This window comes from Acuticoccus sediminis (assembly GCF_003258595.1).
GTDB lineage: Bacteria > Pseudomonadota > Alphaproteobacteria > Rhizobiales > Amorphaceae > Acuticoccus > Acuticoccus sediminis.
The window spans coordinates 636,800-651,028 of sequence record NZ_QHHQ01000002.1; the positions used below are offsets into that span (position 1 = coordinate 636,800).

Annotated in this window: 13 protein-coding genes; 8 read left to right on the forward strand and 5 right to left on the reverse strand. The window is 70.4% G+C overall.

What is annotated here, in order from left to right:
• Positions 1–103 precede the first annotated feature (103 nt).
• The 4 genes from DLJ53_RS10910 (at position 104) to DLJ53_RS10925 (ending at position 4,661) form a co-directional block, all read left to right on the forward strand.
• Positions 104–1,075: a Bug family tripartite tricarboxylate transporter substrate binding protein gene (locus DLJ53_RS10910; protein ID WP_162409110.1), complete on the forward strand. Its 972-nt coding sequence runs from the start codon at positions 104–106 to the stop codon at positions 1,073–1,075.
• Positions 1,076–1,635: 560 nt separating this feature from the next.
• Positions 1,636–2,601 (forward strand): Bug family tripartite tricarboxylate transporter substrate binding protein, encoded by a 966-nt coding sequence (locus DLJ53_RS10915; protein WP_162409112.1) that lies wholly within the window; start codon positions 1,636–1,638, stop codon positions 2,599–2,601.
• Between the two features lie 75 nt (positions 2,602–2,676).
• Positions 2,677–3,468 (forward strand): enoyl-CoA hydratase/isomerase family protein, encoded by a 792-nt coding sequence (locus DLJ53_RS10920; protein ID WP_111345105.1) that lies wholly within the window; start codon positions 2,677–2,679, stop codon positions 3,466–3,468.
• Complete coding sequence (locus DLJ53_RS10925) at positions 3,465–4,661, forward strand: CaiB/BaiF CoA transferase family protein (RefSeq protein ID WP_162409114.1); 1,197 nt, start codon at positions 3,465–3,467, stop codon at positions 4,659–4,661. The genes DLJ53_RS10920 and DLJ53_RS10925 overlap by 4 nt, the downstream gene beginning before the upstream one ends.
• A gap of 74 nt (positions 4,662–4,735) precedes the next feature.
• Here the strand turns inward: DLJ53_RS10925 and DLJ53_RS10930 are convergent, their stop codons facing one another.
• Positions 4,736–5,695, reverse strand: a complete 960-nt coding sequence (locus DLJ53_RS10930; protein WP_111345109.1) for a D-2-hydroxyacid dehydrogenase family protein — start codon at positions 5,693–5,695, stop codon at positions 4,736–4,738.
• Positions 5,692–6,630 carry a DMT family transporter gene (locus DLJ53_RS10935; protein WP_162409116.1) on the reverse strand — a complete coding sequence of 313 codons (939 nt, stop codon included), beginning with the start codon at positions 6,628–6,630 and terminating at the stop codon, positions 5,692–5,694. Before DLJ53_RS10935 ends, DLJ53_RS10930 begins: the two co-directional genes overlap by 4 nt.
• Positions 6,631–6,928: 298 nt before the next feature.
• Between DLJ53_RS10935 and DLJ53_RS10940 the strand changes: the two genes are divergently transcribed.
• Positions 6,929–7,906: a 2-hydroxyacid dehydrogenase gene (locus tag DLJ53_RS10940; protein ID WP_111345112.1), complete on the forward strand. Its 978-nt coding sequence runs from the start codon at positions 6,929–6,931 to the stop codon at positions 7,904–7,906.
• Between the two features lie 91 nt (positions 7,907–7,997).
• A complete protein-coding gene (locus DLJ53_RS10945; protein ID WP_162409118.1) occupies positions 7,998–8,780 on the forward strand; it encodes a GntR family transcriptional regulator in 783 nt (260 codons plus the stop codon).
• A gap of 30 nt (positions 8,781–8,810) precedes the next feature.
• Here the strand turns inward: DLJ53_RS10945 and DLJ53_RS10950 are convergent, their stop codons facing one another.
• A complete protein-coding gene (locus DLJ53_RS10950) occupies positions 8,811–9,701 on the reverse strand; it encodes a LysR family transcriptional regulator (RefSeq protein ID WP_111345116.1) in 891 nt (296 codons plus the stop codon).
• Positions 9,702–9,857: 156 nt separating this feature from the next.
• Here DLJ53_RS10950 and DLJ53_RS10955 point away from each other — a divergent pair, with 156 nt between their 5' ends.
• Both DLJ53_RS10955 and DLJ53_RS10960 read left to right on the forward strand, forming a co-directional pair.
• Entirely contained in the window at positions 9,858–10,688 is an 831-nt protein-coding gene (locus DLJ53_RS10955; RefSeq protein WP_319005060.1) for a class II aldolase/adducin family protein, read from the forward strand.
• A 3-nt stretch (positions 10,689–10,691) separates the two neighbouring features.
• The gene (locus DLJ53_RS10960) at positions 10,692–11,897 is read left to right on the forward strand and encodes a CaiB/BaiF CoA transferase family protein (RefSeq protein ID WP_202913099.1); all 1,206 of its coding nucleotides are present in this window, start codon (positions 10,692–10,694) and stop codon (positions 11,895–11,897) included.
• Between the two features lie 37 nt (positions 11,898–11,934).
• On the opposite strand, the gene DLJ53_RS10965 is transcribed toward DLJ53_RS10960, so the two are convergent.
• A complete protein-coding gene (locus tag DLJ53_RS10965) occupies positions 11,935–13,008 on the reverse strand; it encodes an Ldh family oxidoreductase (RefSeq protein ID WP_244935055.1) in 1,074 nt (357 codons plus the stop codon).
• Positions 13,009–13,122: 114 nt separating this feature from the next.
• Positions 13,123–13,803, reverse strand: a complete 681-nt coding sequence (locus tag DLJ53_RS10970; protein ID WP_111345119.1) for a GntR family transcriptional regulator — start codon at positions 13,801–13,803, stop codon at positions 13,123–13,125.
• Between the last annotated feature and the right edge of the window lie 426 nt (positions 13,804–14,229).

Here is a 14,229-nt window from a genome sequence, read left to right on the forward strand (position 1 = left end):
ATCCGAAGTATTTACTTGATAAATACGATAGTGCACGATGCGCATGCGATCGCGTCTTGCGGCGCCGGTCGCGGACATTCAAGAAAACATGGAGGAGCCCGGGATGCAGTTTCGCAAATCCTTGGCGTGGGCGGGCGCTGTCGCCGCGCTGACGAGCCTGGCCGCCGGTGCGCAGGCGGACGAATACCCCGAGCGCAACGTGACGATGTACATCGCCTACTCGCCGGGCGGCGGCACGGACGTCATGGCCCGCACGATGATCCCCTACCTGGAGAAGTACCTTCCCGGGGATGGGTCCATCGCCGTCGAGAACAAGCCGGGCGCCGGGGGAGAGATCGGCTTCACCGCGATCGCGGTGGCCGGCAACGACGGCTACAGCATCGGCATGCTGAACGTGCCGGCGGTCGTCACGCCGCTGATCCAGCGGGACCCCAACTACGACCTGTCGAGCTTCACGATGCTCGGCAATGTGGTGTCCGATCCCGGCTCGATCGTCGTGCGCGCCGATTCCGAATTCGAGACGCTCGAGGACTTCGTGACCTACGTCCGCGAGAACCCCGGCAAGCTGCCGGTCGGCAACTCGGCTGTCGGCGGGGCGACGCACACGGCGCTGCTGCGCTTCCTCGGCATGGAGGACCTCGAGGTCACCCACGTGCCGTTCCCGGGTTCGGCGCCGAGCCGCACCGCGCTCCTCGGCGGTCACGTCGCGGCCTCCATCATGGGGCTCGGCGAGGCGGGCGAGTACCACAAGGAAGGCACGTTGCGCATCCTCGGCACCATGGCGGCCGAGCGCTGGGACGAGGTGCCGGACGTGCCGACCTTCAAGGAGCTGGGCTACGACATCGTCGCCGGCTCGGACCGGGGCATGGCCGCGCCGGCCGGCATCCCGGACGACGTTGCCGCCCAGCTCGCCGAGGCGGTGAAGAAGGCTGTCGCCGACCCGGAATTCCAGGAGGAGGCGCGCAAGCAGCTCCTGCCGCTCCACTACATGGACCCGGATGCGCAGGCCGCGCACATCGCCGACACGCTCGAGAAGATGGAAGTGGTCTGGGAACGCACGCCCTGGGGCCAGTAACGGCGCACCGCGCGCCCGCGCGCCCGTCCACCGGGCGCGCATCACGGGACGGGGCACTCGCCCCATGCCTCGCATGGCACGCCCGATGCCGTGCGCGGCACGCCGCGTCCGGCTCCGGGCCGCCGGCGTTCCCCGGGCGGCACCCGGGGTGCGGCGCCCACGATCGTTTCGCAGCACACTGGCTGGCACTTGCGCGGTCCCTCCCGACTCGCCGGCTTGTTCGCCGATCTCGCTTCACGGTCGCGTCAACTACTGTACCGTTGTATACCGTAGTCTACAAGTGGAGACCCGTGCCTTGAAACACGACCGTGCGCCGGCGTCTGTGTGCGCCCCGGCTGTGTGTGCGGATGCATGCGGTCGCGTCCATTCAAGTCTCTGAAGTCAAAGGCGTCTCTCGGGCCGGGCATATGTATCTTGATGTATGCTATTGTATTCGGGAGTGCGCCGCGTCTAGTTTCACGTCGCGGGTCACGGACCAGACCGTGTTCATTCACCTGCGGCTCGCGAGAACCGGGCAACCCGGCGCCGAGTCGCAGAGGCTCAGATCGGAGAAAACGCCAATGGCATTTGCATTGAAGACGACCGCTGCGATCGCAGCCTCCCTCCTCATCGCGGGAGCCGCGCACGCGCAGGACTATCCCAACCGGGACATCACGGTGATCGTCGGCTACTCGGCCGGCGGCGGCACCGACGTCATGGCCCGCACCGTCGCCCCCTTCCTCGAGAAGTACCTCGGCAACGACGTCTCGGTGACGGTGGAGAACAAGCCCGGGGCCGGTGGCGAGCTCGGCTTCACCGCGATCGCGAACGCCAAGCCGGACGGGTACACGATCGGGATGCTGAACATCCCGTCGTTCATCAACCCGATCATCCAGCGCGACCCCGACTACACCATCGACTCGTTCGAGCCCGTCGCCAACATCGTCTCCGACGCGACCACGCTCGTCGTGCGCAAGGACAGCCAGTTCAAGACGCTGCAGGACTTCGTCGATTACGTGAAGGCGAACCCGGGCGCGATGCCGGTCGGCAACTCCTCCCTCGGCGGGGCGACGCACACCTCCTTCCTGCGCTTCCTCAACGCGGCGGACCTTCAGGTGACGCACGTTCCGTTCCCGGGCGCCGCGCCGAGCCGCACCGCGCTCCTCGGCGGGCACGTGGCCGCCTCGGTGATGGGCATCGGTGAGGCCGCGCCGTACGTGAAGGAAGGCGACCTGCGCGCGCTCGCCACCATGCGCAAGGACCGCTGGGACCAGCTTCCCGACGTGCCGACCTTCACCGAGCTCGGTTACAAGGTCGTCGCCGGCTCCGACCGCGGCCTCGCCGCGCCGAAAGGCATTCCGGAGGACGCGAAGGCCGCGCTCGTCGCCGCCGTCGCGCAGATGATGGACGACGCCGAGTTCATCGACGCGGCGCAGAAGCAGGACCTCCCGCTGAACTTCCTGGAGCCCGACGACTACGCGGCGCTGATGCAGGAGACCCAGGACGAGATGCAGAAGATCTGGGACAAGACCCCCTGGGCGCAGTAACCGCCCGCGTCGGCATCGACGCCTCGCCTCCCGGTCCCCGGGGGGCGGCTTTCGTCAACGGATCAGGACTGAACCATGCATGACGCCAGGGGTGCCATCCTCCTGTCGGTGTCCGACGGAATTGCCACCATCACCCTCAACCGGCCGGAGAAGCGCAACGCCATCGACGACGCGACGCGCATCATCCTCATCGACACGCTGGAGCAGGTGAACGCGGACGACGAGGTGCGCGCGGTGGTGCTGACGGGGGCCGGCAGCGCGTTCTGCGCGGGCGGCGACATCGCCGGCATGAAGGCGCGGCTCGAGGCGCCGGTGGGCCGCGTCGGGATCAACGGCTGGAAGCGGCAGAAGTCGACCCACCGCGCCATCCAAACCATGAACACGATCGACAAGCCGACCATCGCGGCGGTCAACGGACCGGCGTCCGGGCTCGGCTGCGACCTCGCGCTCGCCTGCGACTTCGTGATGGTCGGGCCGGGTGCGAGTTTCGCCATGGCCTATCGCAAGCGCGGCCTGATCCCGGACGGCGGCGGGCTCTACTTCCTCCCCCGCCGTGTCGGGCTGCCGCGCGCCAAGGAGCTGATCTACTCGGCCCGCACCGTCGACGCGGAGGAGGCGCTCGCCATCGGACTCGCCGACCGGGCGGCCGAGGGCGACCTGCTGGCGGCGGCGCGTTCCTGGGCGAGCGAGCTCACCGAAGGCTCGATGATCGCCATGTCGCTCGCCAAGTCGATCCTCAACCGCGCCCTCGACCTGCCGGCCGAGCAGATCTTCGCCCTCGGCTCGGAGGCGCAGTCGATCTGCTACGCCACCGACGAGCACCGCGACGCCGTCCGCGCCTTCCTCGAGCGGGGGAGCCGCAAGTGAGCCCGGCTGCGCTGGCGCCACCGGCGTTCGAGGGTGTCAAGGTCGTCGAGCTCGCGCAGGGTGTCGCCGCGCCCTACTGCGGGATGATGCTCGCCCAGAACGGCGCCTCCGTCACCAAGATCGAGCCGGTCGGCTACGGCGACTGGAGCCGCGGGCTCGGCCGGCGCGTGGGCGACTATTCGGCCGAGGCGATCGTCCTCAATCGGGGCAAGCGCAGCCTGGCGCTGAACCTCAAGGCGCCCGAGGGCCGCGACGCGGCCTTCCGCCTCGTCGCCGACGCGGACGTCGTCATCGAGAACTATCGCCCCGGCGTCACCCGCCGCCTGGGGCTTGACTACGAGACGGTCGCCACCGCGAACCCGTCCGTGGTCTACGCCACCGTCACCGGCTTCGGCGAGACGGGCCCCAACCGGGACCTCCCGGCGACGGACACGGTGATGCAGGGCTATACCGGCTTCATGTCGATCAACCGGGACACCGAGGGTGTGCCGCGGCGGCTCAACATGCTGGCGATCGACGTGTCCACCGGGCTCTACCTGTCGCAGGCCGTCTCCGCCGCGCTCTACCGCAAGGCGGTGCGGGGGGAGGGCGTCCACATCCGCACCAGCCTCCTCGAATGCGCGATGGCCTTCCAGGAGGCGCGCATCGTGGCCGAGGTCTTCGACGGCGCGGCGGTGAAGCCTGTCGGCGCACCCGTCGGTACGTTCCCGACGGCGGACGGCTACCTCAGCCTCAACGCCAGGCGCGACGCGCATTTCGTCAGGCTCTGCGACATCGTCGGGCATCCGGAGTGGCGCGCCGACCCGCGTTTCGCCAGCGAGCAGCAGCGCGTCGCCCATGCCGCGGACCTCAACGCGCTCGTCGCGCCGTTCGTGGCGGCGCACCCCACCGACTGGTGGAAGGAGAAGCTCTCCGAGGCGGACATCCTCCACGCCAAGGTGCACGACTATCGCGAGCTGATGGACGACCCGCAGGTGGTCGAGATGGAGGCGATCGGCTGGGCGGAGATCGAAGGGCTGGGCCGGCTTCCGGCGACGCGGCTGCCCGGGTTGCCCGCCGCGTCCGCCCGCAGCGCCGCGCTGGCGCATCCGCCCCGGGTCGGCGAGGGGGGCCGCGCGGCGCTGGCGGAGGCGGGTTTCGGCGAGGCCGAGATCGAAGCGCTCGGCGCATGCGGCGCGGCCGTCTACGCCTGACGCGCGGCGGCCACCACCCGCGGCGCCTGCGCGCGCCGCTCGGGCCGCGTGCCGCGCCGGGCCTCGAGCGCGGCCTAGCCGAGCGCCGGCGCGTCCTCGGTCATGACGCGGATCGGGTATCCGGATTGGAACGCGGCGATATCCTCGACCATCTGGCGGAAGAACAGCCCCATGTTCTCGGCCGAGACGTAGCCCACGTGCGGCGTCAGGACGAGGTTGGGCACTCGGCGCAGCGGGTCGTCCGCCGGCAGCGGCTCCACGTCGTAGACGTCGATCGCCGCGCCTGCGATGCGCCCCGCGCCGAGTGCCTCCGCGAGGGCGGCGGTGTCGACGAGGCCGGCACGCGCGGCGTTGACGAAGTAGGCGGTCGGCTTCATCGCCGCGATGGCGGCGCGGTCGACGATGCCGCGCGTGCGCTCCGACAGGTTGAGATGAAGGCTCACAACGTCGGCGGTGGCGAACAGCTCCTCCTTGGAGACGCGCCGCGTGCCGTGTTCGGCGGCCGACTCTTCGGTCAGGTTCTGGCTCCACGCGACGACGTCCATTCCGAACGCCGGCGCGATCGCGGCCACGCGGCGCCCGAGCCGGCCGAGCCCGACGATGCCGAGCCGCTTGCCCTCCAGCAGCGTCCCCATCCCGGTCTGCCAGCGGCCGGCCTTCATCGCCGCGTCGTTCTGCGGCACGCGCTGCGTCAGTCCCAGGATGAGCGCCCACGTCAGCTCGACGGTGCCGCCGCCGTGGCTGTCGGTGCCGCACACGGTGATCCCGCGTTCGGTTGCGGCGGCGATGTCGATCTTCGCGTTGCGCCGTCCCGCGGTGACGATGAGCGAGAGGTTGGGCAGCGCCTCGATGGTGCGCCGGGTCAGGGGGGTGCGCTCGCGGGTCAGGCACACCGCGTCGAAGGGGGCGAGCAGCCCGGCGAGGCGTTCCTCGGCCACATGCTCGCGCACGAATGACACCTCGGCCTCAAGCGTCCCCCATGGCGCGAGATCCTTCGCGGTGCCGAGCCAGTCGTCGAGGACGGCGATCTTCATCGGTAAGCTCCCGGCACCGGCTCGGAGGTCTTGGCGACGCTCGTCGCGCTCGCAGCGTCCACCGGCGGCGCGGCGATGGTGCGGTGGCGGCGAAGCTGCAGGATCGTCACCGTCGCCGCAAGGATGATCGCCGTGCCGAGGAAGGTCCACCATGTCGGCTGCTCGCCGAAGACCATGTAGCCGACGAACGCGGCGGCGGGCACGCGGATGAAGTCGATCGGCGTCACCACCGTCATCTCCCCGTACTTCACCGCGAGGGAGGACATCATCTGCCCCAGCGAGCCGAACACGGCCATCGCCGCGAGCCAGGAGAGTTGCTCCATGGTCGGCGTCTGCCACCACAGGACCGCCGGCACGAACAGGATCGCGGTGCAGAAGGCGGAGAAATAGAGGAGGATGCGCGCCACCGGCTCGGTCCGCGTCAGGCTCTTGATATAGACCAGCGCGAGGCTCGACGACGCCGCGCCCGCGAGCGCGATGATCATTCCGTGGTGGATGCCCGTCTGCGGCTGCACGATGATGAGAACGCCGCCGAAGCCGGTCATCGTGGCGATCCCGCCGAGCCAGCCGATGACCTCTCCGAACGCGACGTACGAGGTCACCATCGACCAGATCGGCCGGGTGAAGGAGAGGGCGGTCGCGTCCGCGAGGGGCAGCACGGTCACGGCGTAGAATGCGGAGGCCATCATCCCGAGGCCGAACACGGCGCGGCCGACGTGCGCGCCCAGCCGCCGGGTGCGGAGCCCGGAGAAACCGACACGCCACGTCGCCAGCGGCAGGGCGATGGACATGATCATCGCCATGCGCAGGAAGAGGATCATCACGACGGGCAGATCGTGCCCGAGGTGCTTCACGATCGAACCCTGGACGGTGAGGACGAGGGCGCTGCCCAGCATCCACAGCGCGCCGACGACATTGGGACCGGGAGTCCTCACGCGGCGCCCGACGGCGCGCACGCCGCGCTGGACGTCGCGGGCGGCGAGGGGTGGCGGCGTCCGGGGCGGAGCGCCCGCGGCGGGATGAAGCAGTCCAAGGCGGGATCCTTCCGAAGCGTCGGGCGGTGGCTTGCCCATTTGTCCGGTTGTTACTATCAATCATACAAATTGGGGCGGCAATGTCCAGCCACGCGCCGTGACAGGCCGCGCGCCAGGCCCAGCTGCCCGCCCCGCCAGACAGACCCCGCAAGAACCGAAGTCCCTCCGGACGACGACCCTCAACAGAACTGGAGACGGAATGTCCATGCTCGGCAGCCCCGAGGCGAAGGTCCCCGTGCGCGCCCTGGTGTTCCCCCCTCTGGTGGACGCCGCCTTCGCATTCCTGGCCGAGGGCTGTGAGGCCACGGACCTGCGCAACCGCCTCGGCGAGTTCGATGCCGCGTTCATGCCCGCGGCGGAGCGCGAGGCGGTCGAAGTGGTGGTGTCGAGCGGCATCGTCGGCTTCACCGCCGCGCAGATGGACCTGCTGCCGAACCTGAAGCTCATCGCCAGCTTCAGCGTCGGCTTCGAGAATATCGACCTCGAGGCCGCCGCCGCCCGCGGCATCGCCGTCACCAATGCGCCGGCGACCAACGGGGAAACCGTCGCCGACCACACCATCATGCTGATGATGGCTGCCGCGCGCGGCCTGCCGGAGGTGATGGCGGCGGCCCGCGCCGGGCACTGGAACGAGGCCCGCAAGCGGTACCGGCCGACCCTCAACGGCTCGCGCGTCGGCATGCTGGGGCTCGGCGCCATCGGCGCGGCGATCGCGACGCGGGCGTCCGCCTTCAATGCCACCGTCAGCTACACCACGCGCACCGAGAAGCCGGGCGTGCCCTACCGCCACGTCCCCGACCTCATGGCCCTTGCGGCGGAAAGCGACTTCCTGGTGGCGGCGATCCCCGGGGGGCCGGCGACGCGTCACCTGATCGACGCGACGGTCCTCGACGCGCTGGGGCCGAACGGTGTGCTGGTGAACGTCGGCCGCGGCTCCGTCGTCGACTCGCAGGCTCTGGCGACGGCGCTGAAGGAAGGGCGCATCCACGCCGCCGGCGTCGACGTGCTGGAGGAGGAACCGGACATCCCGGCGGCGCTGCTGGATGCGCCGAACCTCGTCGTCACGCCGCATATGGCCGGGCGCTCGCCGATCGGCCTGCGGCGGCAGTGCGAGCGGGCGCTGGACAACATCGGCCGCCTCCGGCGAGGCGAACCCTTCGTCTGCCGCGTCGGCTGACGCGCGCCCCGGCCGGCGGGCGCCGCCATTTGACATCGCGGCTGTCATCGCCAAAGCGTTGGACGATGGCGGGCCGGCCGAAGGGGCGAGAATGGAACTGTTGACGGACCCGCTCGGCGGATCGGGCCAGTCGCCGCGCTATCTGCGGATCGCGCAGGCGCTGGCCGCGGACATCGCCGACGGCCGCTACGAAGTCGGAGGGATGCTGCCGACCGAGGCCGAGCTGTGCGCGCTGTTCGGCGTCAGCCGGTCGACCGTGCGCGAGGCGTTGCGCCGGCTGACCGTGCTCGGCCTCGTCTCCCGCACGCAGGGGATCGGGACGCGCGTCGTCCAGCGCCACGCCAAGTCGACCTACATCATGTCAGCCCAGTCGGTGGACCGGGTGATGCAGTACGCCGCCGAGACCGAGCTGACGCTGCAGGTCATCGAGGACGTGGTGGCGGACAAGGAACTCGTGGCCACCATCGGCGGCGTCGTCGGACAGCGGTGGCTGCTGTTCTCCGGGACGCGCGCGGTGCCCCGGGACGAGCAGGGCACCTTCTGCCACACCCGCGCCTACGTTGCCGGCCGCTACGGCGCGGTGCGGTCGTCCATCGGCCTCGGCGGGCCTCCCCTCACGACGCCCATCTACCAGGCGGTGTGCCAGACCTACGGCATCGCGATCGGCGAGATCCGCCAGACCATGCGCGCCGAGGCGGCGTCCCCGGACGACGCGGCCCTGCTGAATGTCGCGGAGGGGTCGCCGGTGCTGCGCATCGTGCGGCACTACATCACCACCGACGGGGAGACGCTGGAGGTGTCCGTCAACACCTACCCGGCCGGCCGCTTCGAGTATTCGATGCGCCTGCGCATCACGCCCGCCGGGGCGCCGTAGGGCGCCGTCCGTCCGCCCGACGACCGACGGTCAGGCGTGCCCCGCAGGCGCGTCGGCGGTAAGCTCGGTCAGGATCTCGGCGAACCGGGCGGCCGACGGGGGAAGGGCGGTCCCGCGCCGCGTCAGCAGCATGAAGCTGCGCGAGAGCGTCGTCTCGGGCAACGCGATCTCGGTCAGGATGCCGAGCGAGCCGCGGCCCGCGAACGTGAGCAGCCCCATCTCGACGACGAGGGCGGGGAGGGCGGAGATGGAGCTGGTCTCGACCTTCGCATGGGGCGCCGGCAGACCGCTCGAGGTGAACACCCGGTCGAGCCAGGCGCGCGTTCCCATCGAGCGGGACGGCAGGACCCACTCCTGACCGGCGAGGTCGGCGAGCGCTACCGTCCGCCCGGCCAGCGGATGGGACGGGCCGGCGGCGACCACCATCTCGTCGCGATAGACGGTGCGGGCGGCGAACTCGGTCTGCGCGGCGGCGTCGGCCGGCGCGATGACGAGGTCGCACTCGCCCTTGCGCAGATGGTCCTGCAGGATGTCGCTCATCCCCACGGTGAGGGCGATATTCACCTGCGGCGCCTGCTCGGCGAGGACCCGGCACGCGTGCGGCAGCACATGCTCCACCACGGTGGTGCCCGAGCCGACGCGCAGGGTGCCGTGCTCCCCGCGCGCGACCTCGCCGACCTCCCGCGTGGCGGCCTCCGCCTCCCGCCGCAGGTGCCGCGCCTTGTCGAGCAGCACCAGCCCGACCGGGCTCAGCCGCTTGCCCCGACCCTCGCGGTCGAACAGGCGGGCGCCGATCTCGTCCTCCAGCCGCCGCACCGCCTTGGTCAGTGCGGGCTTGGTGCGCCCGACGTGCAGCGCGGCCTCCTCATAGGACGCGCTGTCGGCCACGGCTTCGAAGAACGCCAGGTCGCGAAGGTCCATCGGAAACCACCAGTTACCGTTTCGACCGAATTAGTGCATGGAAAGTTCCCGGGCAATGTTTCACATTCCGCCCATGGGCCGGGGCGCTCCCGCGGAGCGCCGGCCGGAGAACGAAGGGGCGCGGCCGAACGCGTCCGGAAGCGGAGGACGACCCTGATGACCAAGCACGAGCGCAGCATCGTCGCCGACGACCCGATGGCGGTCCTCAAGACGAAGAACTACACCACCGACATTCCCTCCATGAAGGACCGCGTCAGCGAGGCGGAGTGGGAGGCGCGCGTGAACCTCGCGGCGGCCTACCGCCTCGTCGCGCTCTGGGGCATGGACGAGATGATCGCGAACCACATTTCGGTGCGCGTGCCGGGCGAGGACGGGACCTTCCTCATCAATCCCTACGGCTACCTGTACGAGGAGATCACGGCGTCGAGCCTCATCAAGATCGACCTCGAAGGCAACGTGGTGCAGAAGCCGGATTTCGACTACGAGCCGAACCGCGCCGGATTCGTGATCCACAGCGCGATCCACCGCGCCCGGGACGACGCGCACTGCGTCATCCACACGCACACGCCCGCCGGCATGGCCGTCTCCACGATGAAGTGCGGGCTGCTGCCGCTGACGCAGACGGCGCTCCGCTTCGCCAAGATCGGCTACCACGACTACCAGTCGGTCGCGGTGGACCTCGCCGAGCAGGAGTCCATCGTCGCCGACCTCGGCGACGCGGACCTTCTGGTGCTGCGCAACCACGGGCTGCTCGTCGTCGGACCGTCGATCGCGCAGGCCTTCTCGAACATCTACCGTGCCGAGCTCGCCTGCAAGGTCCAGGTGATGGCGATGGCGGCGAACACCGAGATCGGCACGCCCCCGGCCGACATCATCGAGAAGACCAACCACCTCTACCGTCCCGAGGTGCGCCGTCCCTTCGGCGTACTTGAATGGCCGGCCCTTCTGCGCAAACTCGACCGGATCGACCCCTCTTTCCGGGACTGAGTTTTGGCACACGAAAACGGCGCGGGACTGCCGCTGAGCGGGATTCGCGTCCTCGACTTCGGACACACGGTGATGGGGCCGACGGCCGGTCTCATCCTCGCCGACCTCGGCGCGGACGTCATCAAGATCGAGCCGGCGCCGAAGGGTGACCCGACCCGGACCCTCAAGGGGTTCGGAACGGGCTATTTCGGCTTCTTCAACCGCAACAAGCGGTCGATCGCGGTCGACCTCAAGTCGGTCGAGGGGCAGGCGATCGCCCACGCGCTGGTCAAGAGCGCCGACGTGCTGGTGGAGAACTTCGCTCCCGGCACGATGGACCGGCTCGGCCTCTCGCAGGAGACGGTCGCCGCGATCAACCCCCGCCTCATCTACGCCAGCCTCAAGGGCTTCCTGGCCGGGCCCTACGACAAGCGCCTCGCGCTCGACGAGGTGGTGCAGATGATGGCCGGGCTCGCCTACATGACCGGCCCGCCGGGGCAGCCGCTCCGCGCGGGCGCCTCGGTGGTCGACGTCACGGGGGGCATGTTCGCCGTGATCGGCATCCTCGCGGCGCTGCGGCGCCGCGAGGAGACGGGGGAGGCGAGCGGCGTCTCCTCGGCTCTCTTCGAGTCGTGTGTCTTCCTCGTCGGACAGCACCTCGCCTACGCTTCGCAGATCGACGAGCCGGTGCCGCCTATGCCGGCCCGCCGCTCCTCGTGGGCGGTCTACGACCTGTTCATCCTCGGCGACGGGGAGCAGCTGTTCGTCGGCATCACCACCGACGCGCACTGGCGCCGCTTCTGCGAGACCGTGGGGCGGGCGGACCTCGCCGCCGACGCGGAGCTCGCGACGAACAACCAGCGCGTCGCGGCGCGGCCGCGCCTGATGCCGCTGGTGGCGGAGATCTTCGCCGGGCTCGACACCGCCGAGGCCATCGCGCTGTGCGAGACGGCGCGCATCCCGTTCGCGCCCATCGCCGAGCCGGCCGACCTCTTCGACGATCCGCACCTGGAAGCGACCGGCGGCCTCCTGCCGACGACGATGCCCAACGGGACGAAGACGAAGCTGCCGCGCCTGCCGGTGCGCATCGAGGGCGCCGACCTGACGATCCGTTCCGACCCGCCGGCTCTCGGCGCCGACACGGACGCCATCCTCGCCGATCTCGGCTACGACGCCCCCGCCATCGCCGCGCTGCGCCGGGACGGCGTCATCGTCGACCCGGCGGCCTAGACGGACCGGCGCCGGCCGTCGCGGCCGGCGATACCGTTCACCCGATCCCGGCGACGCCCGCCTTGCCGGCTTCCGCCTCGATGGACGCGATCTCGTTGGCCGAGAGGGGGAGACCCTCGCGGCGGCAGCGTTCGGCGCGCCGGGACTCCGGCTCGCCCGGCAGCAGGATCTCCTCGAACCCGGCGGCCTTCCGGCCGCCCTTGATGCGGTCGCGGTACTGACCGGCCCGCGCATCGTACGCGTCGCGCGCGACGAAGAGGTCGGGGCGCATGGCCATGAAGAAGTGGCCGACGTCCTGCCCGCGGGTGAAGTCGTCGTTCTGGTTGACGACGAGGTCGCCGAACGCCGCGCCGGACATCACCCCGGCGAACACGTCGATCATCACCGCGATGCCGGAGCCTTTCGGACCGGCCATCGGAAGGACGACACCCTTCAGCGCTTCGGCGGGGTCCGTCGTCGGCCGCCCCTCGCCGTCGAGCGCCCAGCCCTCCGGGATCGTCTCGCCCCTTGCGAGCGCGCGGCGCACCTTGCCCTTCGCGGCCACAGAGGTCGCCATGTCGAGGACGAACGGCGTCGGTCCGGGCGCGCCCATCGCCAGCGGGTTGGTGCCGAGGACGGGGTCGCGGCCGCCCCAGACCGGCATCGTCGGCGCGGCGTTGGTGAAGACGAACGAGGCGAGGCCGGCCTGAAGCGCCCGGTGCACGTAGAGGGAGGACATGCCGTAGTGGTTCGACCGCGACGCCGCCGCCAGCCCCACGCCGAACATCTGCGCCTTCTCGATGGCGAGGTCCATCGCGCGCCGACCCACGACGTAGCCGATCCCGTTGTCGCCATCGACGTGCGCGGCGACCGGCATGCGCTCGGTGACGGCGAGCCGAGGCGCCGGGTTCAGGACGCCTTCGCGCAGGCGCCGCGCATAGGTCGGGAGCCGCGCGATGCCGTGGGAAGAGACGCCCCGCAGGTCCGCCTCGATCAGGCATTCGGCGCAGAAGCGCGCGTCATCGGCCGGCATGGCGTACGCGGCGAGGATGTCCGCCACCACGCGGGTCAGCGCATCCACTCCGATCAACCTGTCGCCTTCGGCCATCGTCCGCCCTCCTTCGAGTGTCACGCGCCCGATCCGGCGCGCGGTCTACTCAAAGCGCGGTGCGCCAATGTATGCAAGTGTCCTCAAGGCACGCCGGCGCCCGGACTCGCGTTCCTTCGCGCGTCCGCGAAAGGTCGTTCAGGCGGACTTCGGCGGCAGGTCGGGGAACATCATCTTGAGGCGGATCCGGTAGGATTCGATGATGTGGTCATGCGCGGCGCGATGAGCCGCCTCCGCATCGCCGGAGCGGATCGCCTCCACGATCTCCGAGTGTTCCTTGTGGGCCTGCTCGATGCGGCCGGGCGTGGAGAAGGTCGTCCCGGGCAGCAGCGACAGCCAGTCCGAGAACCGCATCTGCAGCGTTTCCAGGTACCGGTTGCGGCAGCACGAGTGGATGCCTTCGTGGAAGAGGTTGTTGTAGTGCGCTGCGGCGGCCGGGGTGTCGGCCCGGGCGCACGCCTCGGCGAGGTCGGCGATCCGCTCCACGTCCTCGCGGGTCGCGTGGCGGGCGGCGAGCGAGGCGGCCGCGCCCTCCAGGATGGCGCGCAGCGCGTAGAGCTCCGACACCTGCGCGCGGTCGAGCCGCGCCACCGACAGGCCGCCGAGGTTGTTGTACTCGAGGAGGCCGTTCTCGACGAGCCTGCGGATCGCCTCGCGGATCGGCGTGCGGCTCACCTTGAGGCGCTCCGCCAGCTCCGCCTCGCGCACACGCGAGCCCGGCTTCAGCTGGCCCGAGCGCATCTCCGCCCGAAGTGTCTCGTGCACGTACTCGGCGCGCGAGGCATAGACGGTTTCGTCGGGCGCGGGGGCTGATTTCACCGGAAGGGACCCTCGAAGTACATCGCTCACAGACTGAACCGGACGACGGAACGCCCGGAATGTCAGCAGATAGTAGGACCCCGGCAGACAGTATGCAATTGCCGACAATGGGGGCAGGCTCGCCTGCGACAACGGCAAAAGGTCGTGGGCGGCGAGGGTCGGAGCGGACGAGCCGGCGGTTCTGGCGCCCTTCGGGGCGCTGCGATTCTCCCGGTCGCTCCCGACGATCGCGGATCGTAGCTTCCCGACTATCGGACAACTGCGCGCCGCCGCAAAGCCCTTTCATCGTCCGTCGGCCGGGGACCGGGCCGGGCGTCATGACCCGCCTCGCGACCGGTCGCGGGGGCCGTCGGCGCAGCGTTCCGTGCCGTGGCCGAGCGGCCGCCCGGGACCCTCCCGATCAATTGATTCGCCTGAAATTACCCG

Bases quoted from the DNA above. Each gene is read 5' to 3' on its own strand.
- DLJ53_RS10910 (WP_162409110.1), top strand. From the start codon at position 104: ATGCAGTTTCGCAAATCCTTGGCGTGGGCGGGCGCTGTCGCCGCGCTG.
- DLJ53_RS10915 (WP_162409112.1), top strand. From the start codon at position 1,636: ATGGCATTTGCATTGAAGACGACCGCTGCGATCGCAGCCTCCCTCCTC.
- DLJ53_RS10920 (WP_111345105.1), top strand. From the start codon at position 2,677: ATGCATGACGCCAGGGGTGCCATCCTCCTGTCGGTGTCCGACGGAATT.
- DLJ53_RS10930 (WP_111345109.1), bottom strand. From the start codon at position 5,695: ATGAAGATCGCCGTCCTCGACGACTGGCTCGGCACCGCGAAGGATCTC.
- DLJ53_RS10940 (WP_111345112.1), top strand. From the start codon at position 6,929: ATGTCCATGCTCGGCAGCCCCGAGGCGAAGGTCCCCGTGCGCGCCCTG.
- DLJ53_RS10945 (WP_162409118.1), top strand. From the start codon at position 7,998: ATGGAACTGTTGACGGACCCGCTCGGCGGATCGGGCCAGTCGCCGCGC.
- DLJ53_RS10950 (WP_111345116.1), bottom strand. From the start codon at position 9,701: ATGGACCTTCGCGACCTGGCGTTCTTCGAAGCCGTGGCCGACAGCGCG.
- DLJ53_RS10955 (WP_319005060.1), top strand. From the start codon at position 9,858: ATGACCAAGCACGAGCGCAGCATCGTCGCCGACGACCCGATGGCGGTC.